Here is a 21,623-nt window from a genome sequence, read left to right on the forward strand (position 1 = left end):
ATGGCTCTGGCGCTTATCTGGTAAGCGCTAGCAGCTACGAAAATAATAGTGCCTGGCGAAGAAGATCCGCCAGGGTGTCGCGCACCAGCCCCGGCTGCTCGTGCACCACCCAGTGCGTGGCGCCGGGCACCTGCTGCACCTGCAGGCGTGGCACCCAGGCTTGGAGCCCCTGCAGCAGACCGGGCAGCAACGCGGGGTCGTCCATGCCCCACAGCACTTGCGTGGGTACGGGCACCTGCAGCATGTCGGCGGGCAGCGTGAGGGAGCGGATGTCCGGCGTCCCGTCGTCCTGGGAAGACGAGGGCAGCGGCGGCCGCAGCGGACTGGCACGGTAGTAGTTGCAAGGCCCGGCAAGCCCCGCAGCCCACTGCGCGCGGTAGTGCGCGCGCAGTGCAGGGGTGAGCCAGCCGGGCGCGCTGCCATCGGCGCGGCGAAAGAAGCCGAACAGGCGCGCGAAATCGTTCTCGGCCAGCAGTGACTCGGCATCGGGGCGGCACAGGAAGTGGATGTACGCACTGGCCTCCTGCTGCGCGGCACTACTCTGCAATTCGCGCAAGAAGGCGCCAGGGTGCGGCGCGTTGATGACCATCAGGCGCTTGAGCAGTCCGGGATGCTGGTTGGCCAGGTTCCAGGCCACGGCCCCGCCCCAGTCGTGTGCCACCAGCGCCGCCAGCGGCGTGCCGGCACCGGCTTCCTGGGCGATCAGCGCGGCGATGTCCTGCACCAGATGTTTGGGGCGGTAGGCCTCTATCGCAGCCGGCGCGCTGGAGGGTGCGTAGCCGCGCAGCCAGGGCGCCACGCAGCGGTAGCCGCCGTGTGCCGGATCGGCGAAATGGCCCAGCAGCGCGTCCCAGATGAACGCGCCTTCGGGAAAGCCGTGCAGGAACAGCAGCACCGGGCGCCCCGGCATGCCGGCCACGCGGCAGTGCAGCGTGATGCCGTGCGGCAGTGTGTGGGTGATCGTCTCCGCCATACGCTACGCCTTTCATAGCTGCCAGCGCTTGATGGACGGGCGCTGGTGTCAGTTTTGGTCTTCAGATGGCGGCAGGGCTTCCACGGCCGCATCCTCTTTTTGGACGGGGTGGGCCCACTGCCACAGCAGTTGCGCCACTTCGTCCACGCCCTGCTTCTTGAGCGCGGAGAACATCCTGACCTCACCGCCGCCGGCCTGCAGTCGCGTGATGGACAGTGCCTTGGCCTGCTCGGCGCGCGTGAGCTTGTCGGCCTTGGTGAGCAGCACCAGGAACTTGAGCCCTGCCTCCACGCGCGGCCGCACGGCGTTCAGCAGCGCCTCGTCCAGCTCGGTCAGGCCCAGGCGCGGGTCGCACAGCAGCACGATGGCGGTGAGACTTTCGCGGCTCACCAGGTAGCTCAGCATCACTTGCTGCCAGCGCAGCTTGTCCGAGCGCGACACGGCCGCGTAGCCGTAGCCCGGCAGGTCGGCCAGCACCGCGTCCGTTGCGCCCTGCTTGCCCAGCGCGAACAGGTTGATGTGCTGGGTGCGCCCGGGCTTCTTGGATGCAAACGCCAGTTGGCGCTGTTGGGTGAGGGTGTTGATGCAGGTGGATTTGCCTGCGTTGGAGCGGCCCACGAAGGCGATCTCGGGCACCTCGATGGCGGGCAAATGGTGCAACTGTGCGGCCGTCGTCAGGAAGCGCGCGGTGTGCATCCACCCCATGGCGACCTTGGCGTCCGGCGCTGGCGGGAGGGAGCCAGCAACTGGCGCATGTGATGTGGTCGGCATATATGGGTTTTCCAAGGGATAGGGCGAAACAGGGGGCATTGTAGAATCGCGGGGTTTTGCGCTCATAACACAAGATCCCCCGATATGAAGTTGCTCGCCTCCCTGCTGATGGCTGCCGCACTGGCAGTCCCCGCTGCCTCGGCCCTTGCCGCAGGCGAAACCCCGGCGCCGCAAAAGGCAGCGAAGCCTGATCTCGTGAAGGGCGAGGCCAGCTACGCCGCCGTGTGCGCCGCCTGCCACGCCGCCGACGGCAATTCCACCATCGCAGCCAACCCCAAGCTGGCGCAGCAGCACCCGGAATACCTGGTCAAGCAGCTGCAGGAGTTCAAGGCCGGCAAGCGCGCTGACCCCATCATGCAAGGCATGGCCGCCATCCTCTCCGAGGACGACATGCGCAACGTGTCGTGGTGGCTGGCCTCCAAGCAAGCCAAGGAAGGCTTTGCCAAGGACAAGGATCTGGTCGCCATGGGCGAACGCATCTACCGCGGCGGCATCCAGGACCGCAACATTGCCGCCTGCGCCGGCTGCCACAGCCCCAACGGTTCCGGCATTCCCGCCCAGTACCCGCGCCTGTCGGGCCAGCATGCCGACTACACGGTCAAGCAGCTGGTGGACTTCCGCGACGGCAAGCGTGGCAACAACGTGCAGATGCGCGACGTGGCCGCCAAGCTCAACGACCGCGAGATCAAGGCCGTGGCTGACTACATTGCCGGTTTGCGTTGATTCACGTCAAATTTCCAGGGGTGCTCCGATGCGCCTTTGGAACCTACCGCCGATAATCGCACCCAAGACGGGCGGGCTCATCTGAACGGATGGCCCGCCCTTTCTCATGGGCCTACGCACGCAGGGTTGACTGGCGTAGGTGGATTCCTCCCGGCCTTCGCGTCTTTCATGTCTGACACCACTTTCGGTCCTAGCAGCGCCCCCCGGACGCACGCCATGCGGTCGATGACCGAGCTGCTGGCGTCCATGCGCTTCGCGATCGCGTTGCTGACCGTGATCTGCATTGCCTCGGTGATCGGCACGGTGCTCAAGCAGCACGAGCCGGCCGTCAACTATGTGAACCAGTTCGGCCCGTTCTGGGCGGATGTGTTCCTGGCGCTCAAGCTGAACGCGGTCTACAGCGCCTGGTGGTTCCTCGTGATCCTGGGCTTTCTGGTGGTCAGCACCTCGCTGTGCATTGCCCGGCATGCGCCCAAGTATCTGGCGGATCTGCGTACCTACAAGGAAGACATCCGCGAGAAGAGCCTGCAGGCGTTCCACCACAAGGCCAGCGCGGAGCTGGCGGCCGAAACGCCCGAGGCGGCCGCGCGCCGCGTGGGCCAGCAACTGGTTGCCAAAGGCTGGAAGGTGCGCCTGCAGCAGCGCCAGACCCCGGCAGGTGACGGCTGGATGGTGGCCGCCAAGGCCGGTGCCGCCAACAAGCTGGGCTATATCGCCGCGCACAGCGCCATCGTGCTGGTGTGCCTGGGCGGCCTGCTCGACGGCGATCTCGTCGTGCGGGCACAGATGTGGTTTGGTGGCAAGACGCCCTATGCGGGCTCTGGCCTGATCTCCGAGGTCAAGCCCGAACACCGGCTGTCCGAGCGCAATCCCACGTTCCGCGGCAATCTTGTGGTGGCCGAGGGCACGCAGTCCGGCACCGCCATCCTGAGCCAGTCCGACGGCGTACTGCTGCAGGAACTGCCGTTTGCCGTCGAGCTCAAGAAGTTCATCGTGGAGCATTACTCCACCGGCATGCCCAAGCTGTTCGCCAGCGAGATCGTGATCCACGACCGCGCCACGGGCGAGGCCACGCCGGCGCGCGTGGAGGTCAACCATCCCGTGAGCTACCGGGGCATCGAAATCTACCAATCCAGCTTTGACGATGGCGGCTCCGAAGTGCACCTGCGTGCGCGCCCCATGGCGCCGGGCGCGGAGCCCTTCGATGTGCAAGGCGTGATCGGCGGCTCCACGCGCCTCACGCACTCGGGCTCGGGCGAAGGCATGACGCTGGAGTTCACGGGGCTGCGGGTACTCAATGTGGAGAACTTCGGCGATACCGGCGCCAGCGGTTCGGGCGCTGACGTGCGCAAGGTGGATCTGCGCGAATCGATCGAATCGCGCCTGGGTGCCGGTAACAAGACCGTGAGCAAGCGCGAACTGCGCAACGTGGGCCCCAGCATCACCTACAAGCTGCGCGATGCCGCGGGCCAGGCGCGGGAGTTCCACAATTTCATGCTGCCCGTGGACACGGGCGACGGTCAGCCCATGTATTTGCTGGGTGTGCGTGAGACCCCCGCGGAGCCCTTCCGCTATCTGCGCGTGCCGGTGGATGCCGAGGGTGGCATGGACGGCTTCTTGCGCATGCGCCTGGCACTGGCCGATCCGCAGATACGCGAACTGGCGGTGCGTCGCTACGCGGCAGCGGCCGTGGATGGGGCGCGCCCCGAGCTGGCCGAGCAACTCGCGCAGTCGGCGGGGCGCGCGCTCGCGCTGTTCGCCGGTGCGATCGACGAGCCTGCTGCGGCGGGCGGCCGGCCGCGCGGCGGGCTGCAGGCGATATCGGACTTCATGGAGGCCAATGTGCCCGAAGACGAGCGCAACCGCGCCAGCGAGGTGCTGGTGCGCATCCTCAACGGCGCCTTGTTCGAACTGGCGCAGATCACCCGCGAACGTGCAGGCCTGGCCCCCTTGCCACAGAATGGCGCAACGCAGGCGTTCATGACGCAGGCGGTGTTGAGCCTGAGCGATGCACAGGCCTATCCGGTGCCCCTGGCGTTCGAGCTGCGTGACTTCAAGCAGGTGCAGGCCAGCGTGTTCCAGGTGGCGCGCGCGCCGGGCAAGAACGTGGTGTACCTGGGCTGCGCGCTGCTGATCATCGGCGTGTTTGCCATGCTCTACGTGCGTGAACGCCGCGTATGGGTATGGCTGGCACCCCATGAGACTGGCGCTCGCGCGACGATGGCGCTGTCCACCAACCGCAAGACGCTGGATGCGGATCGTGAATTCGCGCAGCTCACCACCCAATTGATCGGAACATCCCCGCACGGAGGTGCCTCATGAATACAGCCACGACCACGCTCACGTTGAGCGAAGGGTATTTCGCACGCCGCAGCTGGTGGGACTGGCTGTTTGCGTTGTTGGTGGTCGCGGGGGGCGTGTTCGCGCTGCAGCGCTATGCGGCGTACATGGATGTGTATGAGAAGGCCATTTTGCTGGGCTCCATTCCCAGCGTGATCTGGCTGGGCTGGTTCTGGCGCCCGCTGAGCACACTGATGCTGATGGTGGCCGCGTGCTCGCTGCTGGCCATCGGGCTGTACCAGAACAATGGCGCGGGCGACCTGGCGCGCGCGGACACGGTCTTCGGACTCAAGTACTTTCTGTCGAGCCAGTCGGCCATCCTGTGGATGAGCATGCTGTTCTTCATGAGCACCGCGTTCTATTGGGTGGGCATGCTCTCGCGCGGTCAAGGGCAGACGATGATGCGCATCGGCTCGCGCATTGCGTGGGTGGCCGTGGCGCTGGCATTGATCGGCACCATGGTGCGCTGGTACGAAAGCTACCTGATCGGCCCGGATATCGGCCACATCCCGGTGAGCAACCTCTACGAGGTGTTCGTCATGTTCTGCTGGATGACGGCCGTGTTCTACCTGTACTACGAGGAGCAGTACGAAACCTGCGCGCTCGGCGGCTTCGTGATGCTGGTGGTGAGCGCCGCCGTGGGCTTTCTGCTGTGGTACACGGTCGTGCGCGAGGCGCATGAGATCCAGCCGCTGGTGCCCGCGCTCAAGAGCTGGTGGATGAAGCTGCATGTGCCGGCCAACTTCATCGGCTACGGCACCTTCGCGCTGTCGGCCATGGTGGCCTTTGCCTACCTGATCAAACAGCAGGCGAGCGAAACGCGCTGGTGGAAACTGGCACCGCTGTGGCTGTTGGGCGTGGTGCTGTGCTTTGAGCCCATCGTCTTTCGCCAGGGCGCGGCCGACAACGGCGGTGGCTACTGGATGGTGTATTTCGGTGTTTCTGCGCTGATCGTGGCGGGCATCTTGTTGGCGCGCCGGCGCATTGCCGAGCGGTTGCCGTCCTTCGAGATCCTGGACGATGTGATGTACAAGTCCATCGCCGTGGGCTTTGCGTTCTTTACCATCGCCACGGTCCTGGGAGCGCTGTGGGCCGCGGAGGCCTGGGGCGGTTACTGGAGCTGGGACCCCAAGGAAACCTGGGCGCTGATCGTGTGGCTCAACTACGCGGCATGGCTGCACATGCGGCTGATGAAGGGTTTGCGCGGCACCATGTCGGCGTGGTGGGCGCTGGTGGGCCTGGCGGTGACCACCTTCGCCTTTCTGGGCGTGAACATGTTCCTGAGCGGGCTGCACAGCTACGGAACCTTGTAACCCTCGGCGTCCAAGGGGGGAACCTGCGGGCCCTGCGGGCAGTCTGTGTCCCATGCAGACTGTGGCAGATGCGGCTGCCAGAAGGACCCCCATGTTGATTCCTACCCGAGACAACGGTTATATCCACCCTTGCGCCGGCGAGATCACGCCGCGCGCCGTCTATGAGCAGCGACGCGCCATGCTCCGCCTGCTGGCAGCGGGTGCTGGTGGCGCGGCGATGGCCGGCTGGGCAGGGCGTGTTGCCCTCGCTGACCAAGTCCGCCGCCCGGGGAGGCTCGCGCCCCTGCCGGGTGCGCCGTCCGCCGTGCCGGGCGCGGTGACCATGGAGAAGGTCACCGAGTACCAGGACGCCACCACGTACAACAATTTCTACGAATTCGGCACGGACAAGAGCGACCCCGCGCGCAACGCCCATACCCTGAAAACCCGCCCCTGGACCGTAGAAGTGGAAGGCTTGGTCAACAAGCCACGGCGCTTCGATATCGACGAGCTGCTCAAGCTCAGCGCGCAGGAGGAGCGCATCTACCGCCTGCGCTGCGTCGAGGGCTGGTCCATGGTGATCCCCTGGGTGGGGTACTCGTTGGCAGAGTTGATCAAGCGGGTGGAGCCGCAGGGCAGTGCGAAGTACGTCGAGTTCGTCACGCTGGCGGACAAAGCCACCATGCCTTACGTGGGCTCGCGTGTGCTGGACTGGCCTTACACCGAAGGCCTGCGCTTGGACGAGGCCATGCATCCGCTCACGCTGCTCGCCTTCGGCATGTATGGCGAGGTGCTGCCCAATCAGAATGGCGCACCGGTGCGCATCGTCGTGCCGTGGAAGTACGGCTTCAAGAGCGCCAAGAGCATCGTCAAGATCCGCTTCGTCGAGAAGGAGCCTGGTACCGCGTGGAACAAGGCTGCACGGCAGGAGTACGGCTTCTATTCCAACGTGAATCCGGATGTGGACCACCCGCGCTGGAGCCAGGCCACCGAACGGCGTATCGGCGAGGGCGGACTGTTCGCCAAGAAGCGCAAGACCCTGCTGTTCAATGGCTACGAGGCCCAGGTGGGACAGCTCTACGCGGGCATGGATCTGCGCAAGTTCTACTGATGGCGCATGCACGCCTTTCGGGTAGTACTCCCGCGCTGGCGGGTCGCGGCTGGGGTGCGCGCGTGTTGTTGCACCCGGCAGCCAAGCCGGTGCTGTTTGTGCTGTGCCTGCTACCACTGGCCTGGCTGGTGTATGGGGCGGTCGCCGATCGCCTGGGCGCCAACCCTGCCGAAGCCCTGATCCGCTCCACGGGCGACTGGACGCTGCGCATGCTGTGCCTCACCCTGGCAGTCACACCCCTGAGGCTGGCGCTGGCCCAGCCGCCGCTGGCACGCTTTCGGCGCATGCTGGGGCTGTACACCTTCGCCTACGCGGCACTCCACTTGCTGTGCTACGGCTGGTTCGACATGGGGCTGGATGTGCCGGAAATCCTTCGTGACGTGCTCAAGCGCCCCTTCATCCTGGTGGGCATGGGCTGCTTTGCGGTGCTCCTGGCGCTGGCGGCCACGTCGTTCAACCGGGCCATGCGCTGGATGGGCGGGCGGCGCTGGCAGCAACTGCACCGCGGCGTGTACCTGGCCGCGGGGCTGGCGATCCTGCACTTTTTCTGGATGCGGTCGGGCAAGAACGACTTTGCCGAGGTGGCGGTCTATGCCGCCATCCTGGCGGCGTTGCTGCTCGCTCGGCCTTGGTTGCGCCGGCGCCGCCGTGCCGTCTGATTGCTATTAATTAGATAGCTGATAGCGCTTTCTGGGTAAGCGCTAGAGCCGATTTTCTATCAAACCTTCAGGCGCGCACGGCCTGCAGCGCAGGGCGCACCTGGCGGGTGACAGGATCGATGTGACCCGTGGGGATCTGGTAGGCGCGGTCATCAAACAGGTCGATGCCACACATCAGGCTGTCGAGCCATTGGAAGAAGTCGTCGATGGCCGGCTTGCCCATGATGGGCGCGCCGTGCTGCGGAACCACCATGGCGATGTCCAGTTGCCGCGCCATGCGCGTCCACAGGCGCAGGATCTTGTTGGAGACCATGTAGCGGCGGTGAAAGCCTTCCATGCGTGGAATGTGCGGTGCCAGATGGGTCACCGGCACGCGTGCGTCGGCGCCCGAGGTCATGGACACGCCCAGGTCGCCCGTGAACAGGATGCGGCTGACCGGGTCGTAGAAGTGGAAGTTGCCTTCGGAATGCATGAAATGCGCCGGCAGCAGCACCAGTTCGTGCCGGCCCAGCGGCAGGCGGCCGCCGCTGTCGGGCACCCCGATGATGCGGTTCTCGGTTTTGCCGAGCTTGGTGAAGTGCGGTGCGAAGCGCTCCCAGATGCGTGAGATGACCAGCGTCGCCTTGGTGCTGCTCAACCAGCGGTCCAGCGAGGCGATGATGTCGGGGTCGGCGTGCGACGCAATCAGGTAGGACAGCTTGTGGGGCGGAAAGTGCTTGGACATGCCCATGAACAACTCGTTGAACGCCAGATTGCCGCCCGGGTCGATGATGGCGCCCGTGTCGTCGTCCACGATCAGGAACTGGTTGGCCTGAACCGCCTGCCCATCCTCCTCGACAAGGTCCGAGAACATCAGACAAGCGTGGTTCTTGTCCCGGTAGAGTTCAAGAGGTTCCTGAGGCATGCACGTGACTCCGCAATGAAAGTGCAATAGTACTCAGGGCGAAATGGTTATTCCTTGATAGTTATCAAGGGTTGCCCTGCGGTACCAGCTTTTCGCTGCGGAAGATGTCGTTCACGCTTTCGCGCGTGCGGATGAGGTGGGCTTGCGCTCCGTCCACCAGCACCTCGGCGGGTCGGGGGCGGGTGTTGTAGGTGCTCCCCATGGAACTGCAGTACGCCCCGGCGGACAGCACCGCCAGCATATCGCCCGCTACGACCGCCAGGTTGCGGTCACGGCCGATCCAGTCCCCGCTTTCGCAGATCGGGCCGACGACGTCATACACGTGCGACACGGCCGTCGGGGTGGCCGCCTGCAGGGGCACGATGGCGTGGTAGGCCTGGTACATCGCCGGCCGCGGCAAATCGTTCATGGCCGCATCGACGATGCAGAAGTTCTTTTGCTCGCCGGGCTTGAGGTAGAGCACCTCCGTCAGGCAAACACCGGCGTTGCCCACCAAGGAGCGACCGGGCTCGATCATCAATTGGCGGTCACCGTAGCCGCGCGCGTCCAGCTTGGCCAACAGCTTGGCCCACAGCGCGTCGGCCCGTGGTGGCGTGTCGCCGTTGTAATCGATGCCCAGACCACCGCCAAAATCGATGTGGTGGATCGCGATGCCTGCGGCCTCGATGGCTTGCACGAGGTCCAGCATGCGATCCATGGCGTCCAGATACGGGCTCTCTTCCGTGATCTGGGAGCCGATGTGGCAATCGATGCCCACCACGCGCAAGCCGGGCAGGGCGGCTGCGCGCTGGTAGGTGGCAACCGTGCGTTCATGGGCGATACCGAACTTGTTGCCCTTGAGGCCCGTGGAAATGTAGGGGTGGGTCTTGGCGTCCACGTTGGGATTGACACGAATGCTGATCGGTGCGCGCAATCCCATGGATTGGGCCACTTCGCTCAACACGTCGAGTTCTGCCTCGCTCTCCACGTTGAAGCAGCCAATGCCGACCTCCAGCGCCTGGCGCATTTCTGCGCGCGTCTTGCCTACGCCGGAAAAGATCACCTTCGCCGGGTCGCCGCCGGCTGCAATCACGCGTTGCAGTTCGCCGGCAGAAACGATGTCGAAGCCGCAACCATGGCGTGCGAAAAGCTGCAGGACAGCGAGCGACGAGTTCGCTTTCATGGCATAGCAGATCTGCACCTTGCGTCCAGCGAACCCGCGCTGGTAGGCCCCCAGGGCGTCCAGCATGGCTGCCTGGGAATAGACGTAGAGGGGCGTGCCGAACTCCCGGGCCAGGTCGGCAAGGCGAAGGCCCTCCAACTGAAGCGCTTGGTCGTGGTAGTGCAAGTGGGGGTGGCCGGGCAGAACGGGATGGGTCATGGACGGGTGGTGGAAGCGGAATCGACTGGCGACGAGGCGGGAGCCCGCGAGGCGGCGGGGTTGAGGGTTTCAGGGAGTGTGGCGCGCTGCGCGGCAGCCGGGTCCGTGGGCAGGTAAAGCGGACCCCGTTGGCCACAGGCCGCGAAGGCTGCCGTGCTCACAGCAAGGACAATCGTCCTGACTAGAATTTGACGGGCTCTGAACATACGCAAATTGTAATGACCGACCTCGAATTCATGGACCGTGCAGAAAAGCTGCTGCTGGCGGTGGAACAAAGCTGCGACCGTATCAACGACACCACCGACGCCGATCTGGATGGCCAGCGTACGGGGGGCATGGTGACCATCACTTTCCGCAACCGTAGCCAGATCGTGATCAACCTTCAAAAGCCGCTGCACGAGATATGGATGGCGGCGCAATCCGGCGGATATCACTTCCGCCATGACGGGACGTCGTGGATGGATACCAAGGGTGCCGGTGAGTTCTTTGCAGCGCTCAGCCACAACGCCACTTTGCAAGCGGGGCAAGCGCTCCAGTTCACCGATTAGCGGCGACAGCGCGGCTCGATCCACGAGCGAAGGGCTGCGCAATTGATTGCGCGGGCGCACGGGCCCGCCTCTTCATCAATTACGGAATAGGTCGAGGATGCGGTTGCGCTCTTCGGGGGGAGGCGGTGTTCCCGGAGCCGGCGCACCATCGGTGGGGGTGGCGCTCTCCATACCCAGGCTGGCGACGCCCGCGTTGCGCGCATATTCTTCGTAGAACCATTCGCCACTCACGTTCACGACGCCTGCGGGTACGGTGGGCTCTGCCACTGGGACGCCTTTGAGCGCTTTTTCCATGAAGCTGATCCAGACCGGCAGGCTGAGTCCGCCACCGGTCTCACGGCTTCCGAGGTTGCGCGGCGTGTCGTAACCGATCCATGTCACAGCCGCCAGCGTGGGCTGGAAGCCTGCAAACCACGCATCGACTGCGTCATTGGTCGTTCCTGTCTTGCCATAGATATCGGGGCGTTTGAGCGTGGCCTGTGCACGTGCCGCCGTGCCGGAGCGCGCGACTTCCTGAAGCATGCTGTTCATGATGAACGCGTTGCGTGGCTCAATGGCGCGGGGGTTGTCTGCGACGGCGGGAGGTTGGAAATCCGACAGGATGCGTCCCTTGTGGTCCGTGACACGGGTGATGAGATAGGGGTTGACGCGGTAGCCGCCGTTGGCAAACACCGCGTAGGCCGAAGCGAGTTGCATCGGGGTGACAGAGCCTGCGCCCAGCGCCATCGTCAGATAGGGGGGATGCTTGTCGGCTTCGAATCCGAAACGGGTCACCCAGTCCTGCCCATTCTTGGGGCCCACAGCCTGCAGGATGCGAATGGAAACGACGTTCTTGGAGCGGGCAAGCCCTGCGCGCATGGTCATGGGACCGTCGTACTTGCCATCGTAGTTCTTGGGCTCCCAGGGTTGCCCGCCTGTCACGCCCGCACTGAAGAACAAGGGAGCGTCGTTGATCACCGTGGCAGGTGTGAAGCCCTTTTCCAGAGCGGCGGAGTAGATGAACGGCTTGAACGCCGAACCTGGCTGGCGCCAGGCCTGGGTGACATGGTTGAACTTGTTCTTGTCGAAGTCAAAGCCGCCCACCAGGGCACGGATGGCACCGGAACGCGGATCGATGGCCACGAAAGCACCTTCCACCTCAGGAAGCTGGGTGATTTCCCAAGTCTTCTTGGGTGTTTGTACGACCCTGATGACCGCGCCCCGGCGCAGTTTGATGTTGGGCGGGGCTTTCTCGCTGAGTCCGGACTGCGCGGGCTTGAGGCCTTCGCCCGTGATCTCGATCTGTTCGCCATCGGCGCGGGCCGCCAGAATCCTCTTGGCGTTGACCTCCAGCACGACCGCGGCGAGCACATTGCCGTTATCCGGATGGTTGGCCAGAGCGTCGTCGATGGCGTCTTCGGTCTCCTCAGACGCGGAGGGCAGGCTGACAAACCGCTCAGGCCCGCGGTAATGCTGTCGGCGCTCGTAGTCCATGATGCCCTTGCGCAACGCGGTGTAGGCTGTCTCCTGCTCGCCGGCATTCAGCGTGGTGTACACATTCAATCCGCGCGTGTATGCCTCGGGGCCGTACTGCGCGTAGATGAGTTGACGCGCCATCTCAGCCACGTACTCCGCATGGATACGGGTCGAATCCGTCGACGAGCGCAGCTTGAGATCCTCTTGCTTTGCAGCAGTGGCTTCCTCGGCAGTGATGAAGCCGTTTTCCAGCATGCGATCAATGATGTACAGCTGCCGGATCCTTGCGCGCTTGGGGTTGGAGATGGGGTTGTAAGCGGACGGGGCCTTCGGAAGGCCAGCAAGCATGGCTGCTTCGGCAATGGATATGGACTTCAGCGGCTTGCCAAAATAAGTTTCTGCGGCTGCTGCAAATCCATAGGCGCGATTTCCCAGATAAATCTGGTTCATGTAGATCTCGAGAATCTGGTTCTTTGTTAACAGATGCTCGAGCTTAAATGTGAGCAATATTTCGTAAATTTTTCTGGTAAATGTTTTTTCGGAAGAAAGATAAACATTTCGCGCCACTTGCATGGTAATAGTGGAAGCCCCCTGGCTTTTTACGCGCCCCAGATTGGCCAGCGCAGCGCGCAACACCCCTTTGTAGTCCACGCCCCCGTGCTGGAAGAAGCGTGCGTCTTCGATCGCCAACACTGCATTGGTCATCACAGGGGGGATGTCCTGGATGGGCGTCAAGTTACGCCGCTCCTCACCGAACTCTCCCAGCAATGCGCCTTCTGCGGAGTACACCCGCAAGGGTAGCTTAGGGCGGTAGTCCGCCAGATCGGACACATCAGGCAGATTGGGATAGGCCACCGCAAGGCCCAGTCCGATGGCGAGAGCACCGGTCAACGTTGCGGCGGCGCCCAGGCCAAGGATCCACGTGAACCCCAGCAGAAGCCAGCGCACGGCGCGTGGCATTGAGGATGTGGGCGGGGAAGATGTTCTGTCGGGAGGCTGTGGCATAGGGTCTCGATACGAGGCAACCCGTCATTATAAAAATCTTGGCGTTTCGGCTTGGCTGGGACGCCTTGCCTTGGTCACCGCGCGAAAAATAAGGCCGACGATTCAGCGATAGCACCTGAAAATCGTCTGCTTTTGACAACGCCGCTTTTGTGTGAGAAAGGTAAAACTCTTGGCTGGTGAAGAACCTTACTGATAGCATTCATGTGAAGTGTTAAGTTTTGTTGCGTCATATAGATATAAGTAGCGGAGGGGCACCTTGATCTCAATGGGGTCGTTGTTCAGTCGTCAGTCTGCCCCATTGCTGGGTGTGGACATCAGCTCTTCCAGCGTCAAGCTGGTGGAGTTGGGACGAGATAAGGGAGGGGCGCTGGTTCTCGAGTGCTGTGCAATCGAGCAACTGGAGCGTGGGTGGATCACGGATGGCAACATCGAAAAGTTCGATGAAGTCGCCGAGGCGTTGCGTCGCGTTGTGAAGAAGAGCGGGACCAAAACCAAGAATGTCGCCCTTGCATTGCCATCCTCTGCTGTGATCACCAAGCGCATCACGCTGCCCGGCGGGATGTCCGAGCAGGAACTGGAAGTGCAGGTGGAATCCGAAGCCAACCAGTACATTCCTTTTTCGCTGGACGAGGTGAGCCTCGACTTCTGCGTGGTGGGCCCCAGCAAGAGCGCGCCAGGCGATGTCGACGTGCTGATTGCGGCTTCTCGCAAAGAGAAGGTGCAAGATCGTCAAGGTCTCGCGGAGGCGGCTGGACTGAAACCCGTGGTCGTCGACATTGAGTCGCATGCGGCACGCTTGGCAGCAGGGCGGCTGATTGAAGGGTTGCCCAATCGGGGCGCCGATGCGGTCGTTGCCCTCTTTGAGGTGGGGGCAATGACGACGAGCATGCAGGTCATTCGGAATGACGATGTCTTGTATGAACGCGACCAAGCCTTTGGTGGTGCGCAGTTGACCCAATTGATCGTGCGCCAATATGGGTTTTCACAAGAAGAAGCAGAGGGCAAGAAGCGCAATGGCGACTTGCCTGAGGACTATCAATCTGCCGTCCTGCGCCCCTTCGTGGACAGTCTCTCTCAGGAAATCAGCCGCGCGCTGCAGTTCTTCTTTACGAGCACCCCATACAACCGCGTGGATCACATCATGCTCGCAGGCGGATCTGCCCCTCTGCCTGGCTTGACGGAATCCGTCATTCAGAACACGGGGTTTGCGTGCAGCGTCATCAACCCCTTTGATGGCATGGAAGTAGGTGGGGGTGTCCGCCTCAAAAAGATGGTGCGCGAGGCTCCGTCTTACTTGACCTCCTGTGGGCTGGCAATGCGGAGGTTCCTGCAGTGATTCTTATCAACCTACTCCCGCATCGGGAGGCTGCTCGTAAACGCAGGCGGGAGGCGTTTCAAGCCGTCATGCTCGCTTCAGCATTGGTAGGCCTTGCCATTGCTGCGGCTATTTATTGGTGGTTTCAAGCGATGATTACCGATCAGCAGGATCGTAATAATTTTCTTCGAAGCGAAATCAAAGTCCTTGAAGGACAAATCAAGGAAATCGCGACCCTTGAAGAAGAAATTGCTGCCCTTTTGGCTCGGCAAAAAGCTGTAGAAGATCTTCAATCCGATCGAAATTTGCCTGTACACCTTCTTAATGAGCTGGTCTTACAGTTGCCGGATGGCGTTTATATAACAAGTCTTAAGCAGGCAGACCAAACGGTCACCATGCAGGGCATGGCGCAGTCTAATGAGCGTGTTTCAGAGATGCTACGCAATCTGGCCAATAATACGCCCTGGTTCTCAAAGCCAGAATTGGTCGAAATTGTCGCAGCTAACGTTTCGTTAACTCCCAAAGATCAGCGTCGTGTTGCCGCCTTTAATTTACGTTTCCGCTTGGTGCGTAGTGCTGAAGCCCAAAAGGCTATGGAAGCTGCCAGCGCAGCAGGCACGGGGAAGTAAACATGGCAAAGAAAAACAAGCCGAAATTTGATTTCGCAAAACTGCTAGAGGATTTGCAACGGCAATTCCAGAATTTGGATCCAAAAGATCCATCTCTGTGGCCGGTGTTGCCTCGTGCGTTACTTTGTGTACTCATCGTTGCAGGCGTAGCTACATTTCTCTGGTTTTTTAAGTTGACTGACTATGAGCAGGAGTTAACTGCCGAGAGAAGCACTGAGCAGACGTTGCGAGAAGACTATCAGAAAAAACTCGTGAAAGCCGTTAGTCTAGACGCGCTCAAAAAGCAAAGAGAGCAGATTCAGCAATACGTGATCCAGTTGGAAAAACAGCTGCCAAGCAAAGCGGAAATGTCTGCGCTACTTTCAGATATTAACCAGGCAGGCCTTGGCCGAAGTTTGCAGTTCGAATTGTTTCGTCCTGGGCAGATTGTGGTTAAAGATTATTATGCTGAATTGCCTATTTCTATTCGAGTAGCGGGCAAGTACCACGACATGGGGGCCTTTGCATCTGATGTGGCGAATCTTTCGCGCATTGTTACCTTGAATAATCTGTCAATTACTCCTGCTTCAAAGGACTTAAATGGTAATTTGACCCTTGAGGCCACGGCGCGAACATTCCGCTATCTTGATCCGGAGGAGATACAAGCGCAGAAGGCCGCAGCTAAGGGGGCCAAAAAGTGAGATACCACAATGTACTAATTGCCGCGTTAGCCGCCGTTTTCATACTGACGGGGTGTGGGCCTAGCGGAGAGGATGAGCTTCGCCAATGGATGGCAGATCTGCGTGCGACAACGAAACCACGTGTCACGCCGTTGAAGGAACCCAAGCAGTTTTTTCCTCAAGACTACATTGCGGATAGTGGCGTTGATCCCTTCAATTCAATGAAATTGACGCTGGCATTAAGGCGGGACTCTGCAGAGTCCGCGGCCAATGCCTCGCTAATCGCACCAGAAATGGCGAGAAGAAAAGAGCCCCTAGAAGCTTACCCTTTGGATGCGGTTCGGATGGTAGGAAGTATGAATAAAACAGGCACGCCTACCGCGTTGGTGAGTGTCGATAAATTGTTGTATCAAGTTCGGTTGGGTAATTATTTAGGGCAAAACTACGGAAAAATAGTAGGAATTACCGAGACCAATATGCGCTTGCGGGAAATTGTCCAAGATTCTTCGGGCGATTGGGTGGAGCGGATGACAACACTAGATCTGCAAGAGGGGAGTGAGGTGAAAAAATGATTCAAGAAAAAGTACGTCTTCGTGCATATTTACGGATGATGGGTGTAATAGTTACCGCAGCGCTGAGCGTGTCCGTAGCTCAGGCACGGGGGTCTATTGAATCTATCTCTGGCCTTTTGCAGGGTGGTGCCGAAGTTCTACGCATTGAGTTTTCCGAACCACAAGAACTCCCTACCGGGTTTTCAATCCAGAGCCCAGCACGTATTGCTCTTGACTTTCCTGGGGTGACCAATGGCACAGGCCGCACGCTGATAGATATTAATCAAGGGAACGTGAAGTCTGCCAACATTGTGCAGGCGGGAGAGCGGGCGCGCGTAGTCTTAAACCTCAAGCACCCCACGTCATATAGAGCCGAATCACAAGGTAACGCTGTGATGATATTGCTGGAGGCGGCAACTTCATCTGCGAAAATGCCGACGTCTCAGGCCGGCTCCTTTGCTGAGAGTCAGAACGTTGATGTGCTACCTCTTAAGGACTTGGATTTTCGACGTAGCACGGACGGTGCGGGGCGCATTGTTGTAGGACTTCCCAACAATCAGGTAGGCGTCGATTTACAACAGCAGGGGAAGGGATTAATCGTTGATTTCCTGCGCTCATCCTTGCCCGAGGGATTGCGGCGTAAGTTGGATGTGTCGGATTTTGGTACGCCGGTTCAGACTATCACTGCGACCCAACAGGGGGAACGCGTGCGCCTGATGATCGATCCTGTGGGGGAATGGGAATATAGCGCTTATCAAAGCGATAATCAATTTGTTGTTGAAGTTCGGCCGAAAAAGGTTGATTTAACTAAATTGACCCAGGGACCTACATACTCGGGCGAAAAATTGTCGCTGAATTTCCAAAATATTGAGGTTCGCTCATTATTGCAAGTGATTGCCGATTTTACGAATTTTAATATTGTCACGTCGGATACGGTTACAGGAGCACTGACATTACGACTAAAAGATGTCCCTTGGGATCAGGCTTTGCAGATTATCATGGACGCCAAAGGGCTGGGGATGCGCAAGTCTGGAACGGTGCTGTGGATCGCTCCGAAGGATGAAATCGATGAGCGTACGAAAAAGGACTATGAGGCCGCATTGGCTATCCAAAAGCTAGAGCCTTTGCGTACGCAAGCGTACCAGTTGAATTATGCGAAAGCTGCCGACATGGTAGTTCAGTTGACGACAAACACTTCATCCGGCGGGGGGGGGGGATNACTGTTGCTCACTCTTGACGTGCCCGTGCGGCAAGTGATGATTGAAGCACGCATTGTCGAAGCCCGGGATTCCTTTGGGCGTTCCCTTGGCGTACGCTTGGGCGGCGGGGATTTGCGTGCCAACAGAGGTGGAGACGGAGGTTATGCCTTGGGCGGTGGCAATCGCCTTGCACTAGGCACCAACTACAGTAATGCTACTAACTCAGCTGGTTTTGGGGGCAACGTGGATGTTGGCGGCAGTTTCGTTAACCTGCCGGCTTCCCTCTCGAACGTGCGAGATATGGGCTCGTTCGCTTTGTCTATCTTTAACTCGGCGGCTAATCGATTCCTGACGCTAGAGTTGTCTGCCATGGAAGCGGATGGGCAGGGTAAGATCGTTTCGAGTCCTCGTTTAATTACTGCCGACCAGACGAAGGCATTGATTGAGCAGGGTACAGAATATCCCTATTCAGTAACCGCACCAAATGGTGCTACCACGATTGCGTTTAAGAAAGCGGTTCTGAAACTCGAAGTCACCCCTCAGATTACCCCTGAGGGAAATATTATCCTCGATCTGGATGTGAACAAGGATAGCCGGGGGGAAAGCACCGATCAGGGTGTGGCGATAGATACTAAACATATTCGTACGCAAGTGCTTGTCGAGAACGGTGGAACGGTGGTGATTGGGGGTATATTTGAAATGGAAGAGACCAATCAAGAAAATAAGATTCCTTTGCTGGGAGATGTTCCAGTAGTGGGTAATTTATTTAAAAATCGCACTAAAGAATCTACCAAGCGTGAGATGTTGGTTTTTATTACTCCTAAAGTAATTACTGATCGTGGTCCAGTGCGTTAAGTTTGTAATGGGTGAATTATGAAAAATTTTAAATTCAATGTTATTTCTGCAATGGCAGCTGCCGTGCTTGTGGGGTGCGGTGGGGGAGGCGGCAGTGGCGGCGAGTCCCATTTCCCTTACAGCATCACGCTGCGTGCCGAAAAGACGCAATTGCCTCTGAACGTCAGCAACTACCCGGTGGGTCAAGGTGTTTACGCTCCTTTCTCCACTACCTTGTACGTGCAGGCCAAGGAAGGCGATCGCGCAATTCCTGGTGGGGAAAATGTCTTCAGCTGCAATATGGCTGGCGGTCTCGATTCGGGCCGCTTGTACTATCTCGATGGGGACCCGGCACACGAAGAGGAAGTGGATGATGGAAATGGCGGCAAGGTGAAGGTACCGTTGGCCTACCGCAGCATCACCCTCGGCTCGAACTCCGGCGGCAATTCGTTCCACTTCCATGCGAAGAATCAGGCTGGCACCGCACGTATTACTTGCAGCGTGACAGACCCGCGCGATCAGAAGGTGCATTCCGCCAGCGTTGATATCGTCGTCGGGGGGGTGACAGGTAAGCCTGCGAGTGTGAGCATGGTTGTTCCCTCGGAACGAAGCTACATGGGTACGAAGGGCAATGCAGACATTCGCAACCTCCCCAGTACTGTCATCATGCAGGCGTTTGTGCAAGACGACGCCATTCAGCCGGTATCCAGCAATTCCGGAGCCAATGTGCAGGTGCGTATCCTGCCGGGAACGGATGCGGCTTCTGGTGCGCGCTTGGTTGCGGGGAGCCTGAGCGGCAGCGTGCTGCAGTTGCCTTCGATCGGCGGAGTTGCACAGTTCTCGTTGCTCAGTGGTACTGATACGGGGCCTATCTTCCTGGAGTTCACTGCAGACCGGTATGACAACAACGTTGGCAACGGCATCCAGGATCCGATCTCTATCATCGATGTGATGTCGGTACTTGAAGCAATCACAGATCCGCTGAAAGTCGCTGACGAAGACCTGGGTGACGTTACCAACACCATCTCCTACAGCCATTTGCTGACGGCCACGGGTGGTTTGCCGCCACTTAGTTGGTCTGCTACGGGCCTGCCCAAGGGGCTGACTGTTGACGCGAAGACAGGCCTTCTCAGTGGCACGCCGGATGACGTTGAGGGTCCTTACCGGGCTACGGTGACGGTGAGGGACAAGAATAAGCTGGTGGACTCGGCCACCATTACGCTGAATCTGGTGGGGGCTGTGAGGCCGGAAGACTTTGCAATCGGTAACTGCAACCTGAACCAGGTGTGCGCGTTGGGTACGGCGGTAGCAGGTCAGAACTTCGCCTTTGCCTTCACGTCGTCGGTTTCCGGCGTGACTTGGAGCTTCGCAGGTCTGCCCAGCTGGCTGACCGGCGGGACTACAGGTACGTTGGGATTCGTTTCGGGCACGCCTGCTCGCTGCAACCTGACGGCTACCCCGCCTAATCGCGGCGATGAAGGCACGCCCACGTTCTTCGTGACAGCAACCAAGGGCTCGACATCGGTGACGCGCCAAGTCTCGGTGACGGTGTCCTGCTCCTAATGAGCGGCGCCCTGGCCCGGAGCTTCCTGTAGGTCCCGGGCTCGCTGAGGGCGCTCTCCGTTGGAATCCATCCCCAGCTTGTCTGGGGATTTTTTTTTGTCCGTAGGAAAATCGGTGTGATGAAGCAGCCCTCCTCACTCACGACAAGCGTCCGCATCGAACTGGACGACCGCAGTTACGACATCGACATTGGTACGGCCTTGCTTGGGAATTTGGCCCACCACCAGGCCTTGCCCCCGGGCACGGCGGCCCTGATCGTGACGAATGAGACGGTGCAGCCTCTCTATGGTGGCGTTCTGGCAGCTGCGCTCGCGCCTCGCTACCCGGCGGTTCACACGGTGGTGCTGCCCGACGGCGAGGAATACAAGACCTGGGAAACGCTGCAGCGCATTTTTGATGTGTTGCTGGGCCAGGGGTGTGACCGCAAGGTGGTGCTGTTTGCGCTTGGGGGAGGCGTGATTGGCGACATGACGGGGTTTGCCGCCGCATGCTACATGCGCGGAGTGCCGTTTGTGCAAGTGCCCACTACGCTCTTGGCGCAGGTGGATTCGAGCGTGGGTGGCAAGACTGCCATCAACCACCCGCTTGGCAAGAACATGGTGGGTGCGTTCTACCAGCCGAGGCTGGTGGTGTGCGATCTGGAGACGCTCGATTCGCTGCCGGCCCGGGAGCTGGCGGCGGGCCTGGCCGAGGTGATCAAGTACGGGCCGATCGCAGACATGGAGTTGTTTGCCTGGCTCGAGGCCCACATGGACGCGCTCGTCGCGCGGGAGCGCGGCGCGCTGGCCCACGTGGTCAAGCGCAGCTGCGAGATCAAGGCGGCGGTGGTAGGCGCGGATGAACGCGAAGCCGGGCTGCGTGCCATTTTGAATTTCGGCCATACCTTTGGCCATGCCATCGAGGCGGGCATGGGCTACGGCGTGTGGCTGCATGGCGAAGGGGTTGCCGCAGGCATGGTGATGGCCGCGCATCTATCGCAGCGGCTGGGTTTGGTGGACGGCTCCTTCGTTGAACGCCTCACGCGCCTGATCGAGCGGGCCGGTCTGCCCACACGGGGGCCGGTGCTCGACGCGCAGGACAATGCGGGGCGCTATCTGGAACTCATGCGCGTGGACAAGAAGGCAGAAGGCGGTGAGATCCGCTTCGTGCTGATCGACGGACCCGGCAAAGCCATCATGCGCGCCGCGCCGGATGCGCTGGTGCGCGAAGTCATCGACCAGTGCTGTGCGTCCTAATGTTTGCTATAAAAATAGTAGCTTATTGCGCTTGTCTGATGGGCGTTATGGGGCAGTTTGGTGCTTGAGGCGCATTTGGCGTCGTATGCTTGTCATTCGGCGTGCACCCAGGGCAGGCGCCATCCCGAGGCGCCGGCGCCTACGCGTACGGAATACCAGCGGGACCGCGACCGTATCGTGCATTCCACCGCGTTCCGGCGGCTGGTCTACAAGACCCAGGTATTCCTCAACCATGAGGGCGATCTGTTCCGTACGCGGCTCACGCATTCGCTGGAGGTTGCGCAGTTGGGGCGCTCCATCGCGCGGTCGCTGAGGCTGAACGAGGACCTCGTCGAGGCCATTTGCCTGGCGCATGACCTGGGACATACGCCCTTCGGCCATGCAGGGCAGGATGCGCTCAACGAGTGCATGGCGGACCATGGAGGCTTCGAGCACAACCTGCAGAGCCTGCGTGCGTATTCCACGCGATGGCGGACACGATTCCATGCTGATGGCGG

General features: G+C 60.5%; 20 protein-coding genes and 1 pseudogene. 15 read left to right on the plus strand and 6 right to left on the minus strand.

The window, feature by feature from the left end; genetic code table 11:
- Window positions 1–34: 34 nt before the first annotated feature.
- The gene (locus OX89_RS13370; protein WP_047350978.1) at window positions 35–973 is read right to left on the minus strand and encodes an alpha/beta fold hydrolase; all 939 of its coding nucleotides are present in this window, start codon (window positions 971–973) and stop codon (window positions 35–37) included.
- 48 nt (window positions 974–1,021) lie between these two features.
- Complete coding sequence (yihA, locus tag OX89_RS13375) at window positions 1,022–1,744, minus strand: ribosome biogenesis GTP-binding protein YihA/YsxC (protein WP_047350979.1); 723 nt, start codon at window positions 1,742–1,744, stop codon at window positions 1,022–1,024.
- An 84-nt stretch (window positions 1,745–1,828) separates the two neighbouring features.
- Here yihA and OX89_RS13380 point away from each other — a divergent pair, with 84 nt between their 5' ends.
- The 5 genes from OX89_RS13380 to OX89_RS13400 all read left to right on the plus strand — a co-directional run bounded on the left by OX89_RS13380 (window position 1,829) and on the right by OX89_RS13400 (window position 7,869).
- A complete protein-coding gene (locus tag OX89_RS13380; RefSeq protein ID WP_011804161.1) occupies window positions 1,829–2,467 on the plus strand; it encodes a c-type cytochrome in 639 nt (212 codons plus the stop codon).
- Between the two features lie 168 nt (window positions 2,468–2,635).
- The gene (locus OX89_RS13385) at window positions 2,636–4,789 is read left to right on the plus strand and encodes a cytochrome c biogenesis protein ResB (RefSeq protein ID WP_047350980.1); all 2,154 of its coding nucleotides are present in this window, start codon (window positions 2,636–2,638) and stop codon (window positions 4,787–4,789) included.
- Complete coding sequence (ccsB, locus tag OX89_RS13390) at window positions 4,786–6,120, plus strand: c-type cytochrome biogenesis protein CcsB (protein ID WP_047350981.1); 1,335 nt, start codon at window positions 4,786–4,788, stop codon at window positions 6,118–6,120. The genes OX89_RS13385 and ccsB overlap by 4 nt, the downstream gene beginning before the upstream one ends.
- Window positions 6,121–6,211: 91 nt before the next feature.
- Window positions 6,212–7,210, plus strand: a complete 999-nt coding sequence (gene msrP, locus OX89_RS13395) for a protein-methionine-sulfoxide reductase catalytic subunit MsrP (protein WP_047350982.1) — start codon at window positions 6,212–6,214, stop codon at window positions 7,208–7,210.
- Window positions 7,210–7,869 carry a sulfite oxidase heme-binding subunit YedZ gene (locus tag OX89_RS13400; RefSeq protein ID WP_047350983.1) on the plus strand — a complete coding sequence of 220 codons (660 nt, stop codon included), beginning with the start codon at window positions 7,210–7,212 and terminating at the stop codon, window positions 7,867–7,869. The genes msrP and OX89_RS13400 overlap by 1 nt, the downstream gene beginning before the upstream one ends.
- Window positions 7,870–7,936: 67 nt before the next feature.
- Here the strand turns inward: OX89_RS13400 and OX89_RS13405 are convergent, their stop codons facing one another.
- From OX89_RS13405 to OX89_RS18215, 3 genes are all read right to left on the minus strand, one after another.
- Entirely contained in the window at window positions 7,937–8,773 is an 837-nt protein-coding gene (locus tag OX89_RS13405; RefSeq protein WP_011804166.1) for an MBL fold metallo-hydrolase, read from the minus strand.
- A 64-nt stretch (window positions 8,774–8,837) separates the two neighbouring features.
- A complete protein-coding gene (gene lysA / locus OX89_RS13410; protein WP_047350984.1) occupies window positions 8,838–10,133 on the minus strand; it encodes a diaminopimelate decarboxylase in 1,296 nt (431 codons plus the stop codon).
- Window positions 10,130–10,339, minus strand: coding sequence for a lipoprotein (locus OX89_RS18215; protein ID WP_084002063.1), 210 nt, complete (start codon window positions 10,337–10,339; stop codon window positions 10,130–10,132). Before OX89_RS18215 ends, lysA begins: the two co-directional genes overlap by 4 nt.
- A gap of 12 nt (window positions 10,340–10,351) precedes the next feature.
- On the opposite strand from OX89_RS18215, the gene cyaY reads away from it, so the two are divergent.
- Window positions 10,352–10,681, plus strand: a complete 330-nt coding sequence (cyaY, locus tag OX89_RS13415) for an iron donor protein CyaY (protein WP_011804179.1) — start codon at window positions 10,352–10,354, stop codon at window positions 10,679–10,681.
- A gap of 75 nt (window positions 10,682–10,756) precedes the next feature.
- Here cyaY and OX89_RS13420 read toward each other — a convergent pair whose 3' ends face one another.
- Entirely contained in the window at window positions 10,757–13,141 is a 2,385-nt protein-coding gene (locus OX89_RS13420; protein ID WP_047350985.1) for a penicillin-binding protein 1A, read from the minus strand.
- A gap of 265 nt (window positions 13,142–13,406) precedes the next feature.
- Here OX89_RS13420 and OX89_RS13425 point away from each other — a divergent pair, with 265 nt between their 5' ends.
- From OX89_RS13425 to dgt, 9 genes and pseudogenes are all read left to right on the plus strand, one after another.
- Window positions 13,407–14,477 carry a pilus assembly protein PilM gene (locus tag OX89_RS13425; RefSeq protein WP_011804181.1) on the plus strand — a complete coding sequence of 357 codons (1,071 nt, stop codon included), beginning with the start codon at window positions 13,407–13,409 and terminating at the stop codon, window positions 14,475–14,477.
- Window positions 14,474–15,085 carry a PilN domain-containing protein gene (locus OX89_RS18220; RefSeq protein WP_084002064.1) on the plus strand — a complete coding sequence of 204 codons (612 nt, stop codon included), beginning with the start codon at window positions 14,474–14,476 and terminating at the stop codon, window positions 15,083–15,085. Before OX89_RS13425 ends, OX89_RS18220 begins: the two co-directional genes overlap by 4 nt.
- Before the next feature lie 2 nt (window positions 15,086–15,087).
- Complete coding sequence (locus OX89_RS13435; protein WP_047350987.1) at window positions 15,088–15,765, plus strand: type 4a pilus biogenesis protein PilO; 678 nt, start codon at window positions 15,088–15,090, stop codon at window positions 15,763–15,765.
- Window positions 15,762–16,316 carry a pilus assembly protein PilP gene (locus OX89_RS18225; protein ID WP_084002065.1) on the plus strand — a complete coding sequence of 185 codons (555 nt, stop codon included), beginning with the start codon at window positions 15,762–15,764 and terminating at the stop codon, window positions 16,314–16,316. The genes OX89_RS13435 and OX89_RS18225 overlap by 4 nt, the downstream gene beginning before the upstream one ends.
- A partial coding sequence (locus OX89_RS19145; protein ID WP_369799292.1) for an AMIN domain-containing protein occupies window positions 16,313–17,513 on the plus strand: 1,201 nt, incomplete at its 3' end. The genes OX89_RS18225 and OX89_RS19145, both read left to right, overlap by 4 nt.
- A 1-nt stretch (window position 17,514) precedes the next feature.
- Window positions 17,515–18,349: pseudogene (pilQ, locus tag OX89_RS19150) on the plus strand (type IV pilus secretin PilQ); the annotation flags it as partial.
- Window positions 18,350–18,367: 18 nt separating this feature from the next.
- Complete coding sequence (locus OX89_RS13445) at window positions 18,368–19,891, plus strand: Ig domain-containing protein (RefSeq protein ID WP_047350989.1); 1,524 nt, start codon at window positions 18,368–18,370, stop codon at window positions 19,889–19,891.
- Between the two features lie 119 nt (window positions 19,892–20,010).
- Entirely contained in the window at window positions 20,011–21,126 is a 1,116-nt protein-coding gene (aroB, locus tag OX89_RS13450) for a 3-dehydroquinate synthase (protein ID WP_047350990.1), read from the plus strand.
- Window positions 21,127–21,183: 57 nt separating this feature from the next.
- Window positions 21,184–21,623, plus strand: a 440-nt coding sequence (dgt, locus tag OX89_RS13455) for a dGTP triphosphohydrolase (protein WP_047350991.1), incomplete at its 3' end; no start/stop codon positions are given.

The sequence above is a fragment of the Diaphorobacter sp. J5-51 genome, assembly GCF_001023515.1.
Lineage (GTDB): Bacteria > Pseudomonadota > Gammaproteobacteria > Burkholderiales > Burkholderiaceae_C > Diaphorobacter > Diaphorobacter nitroreducens.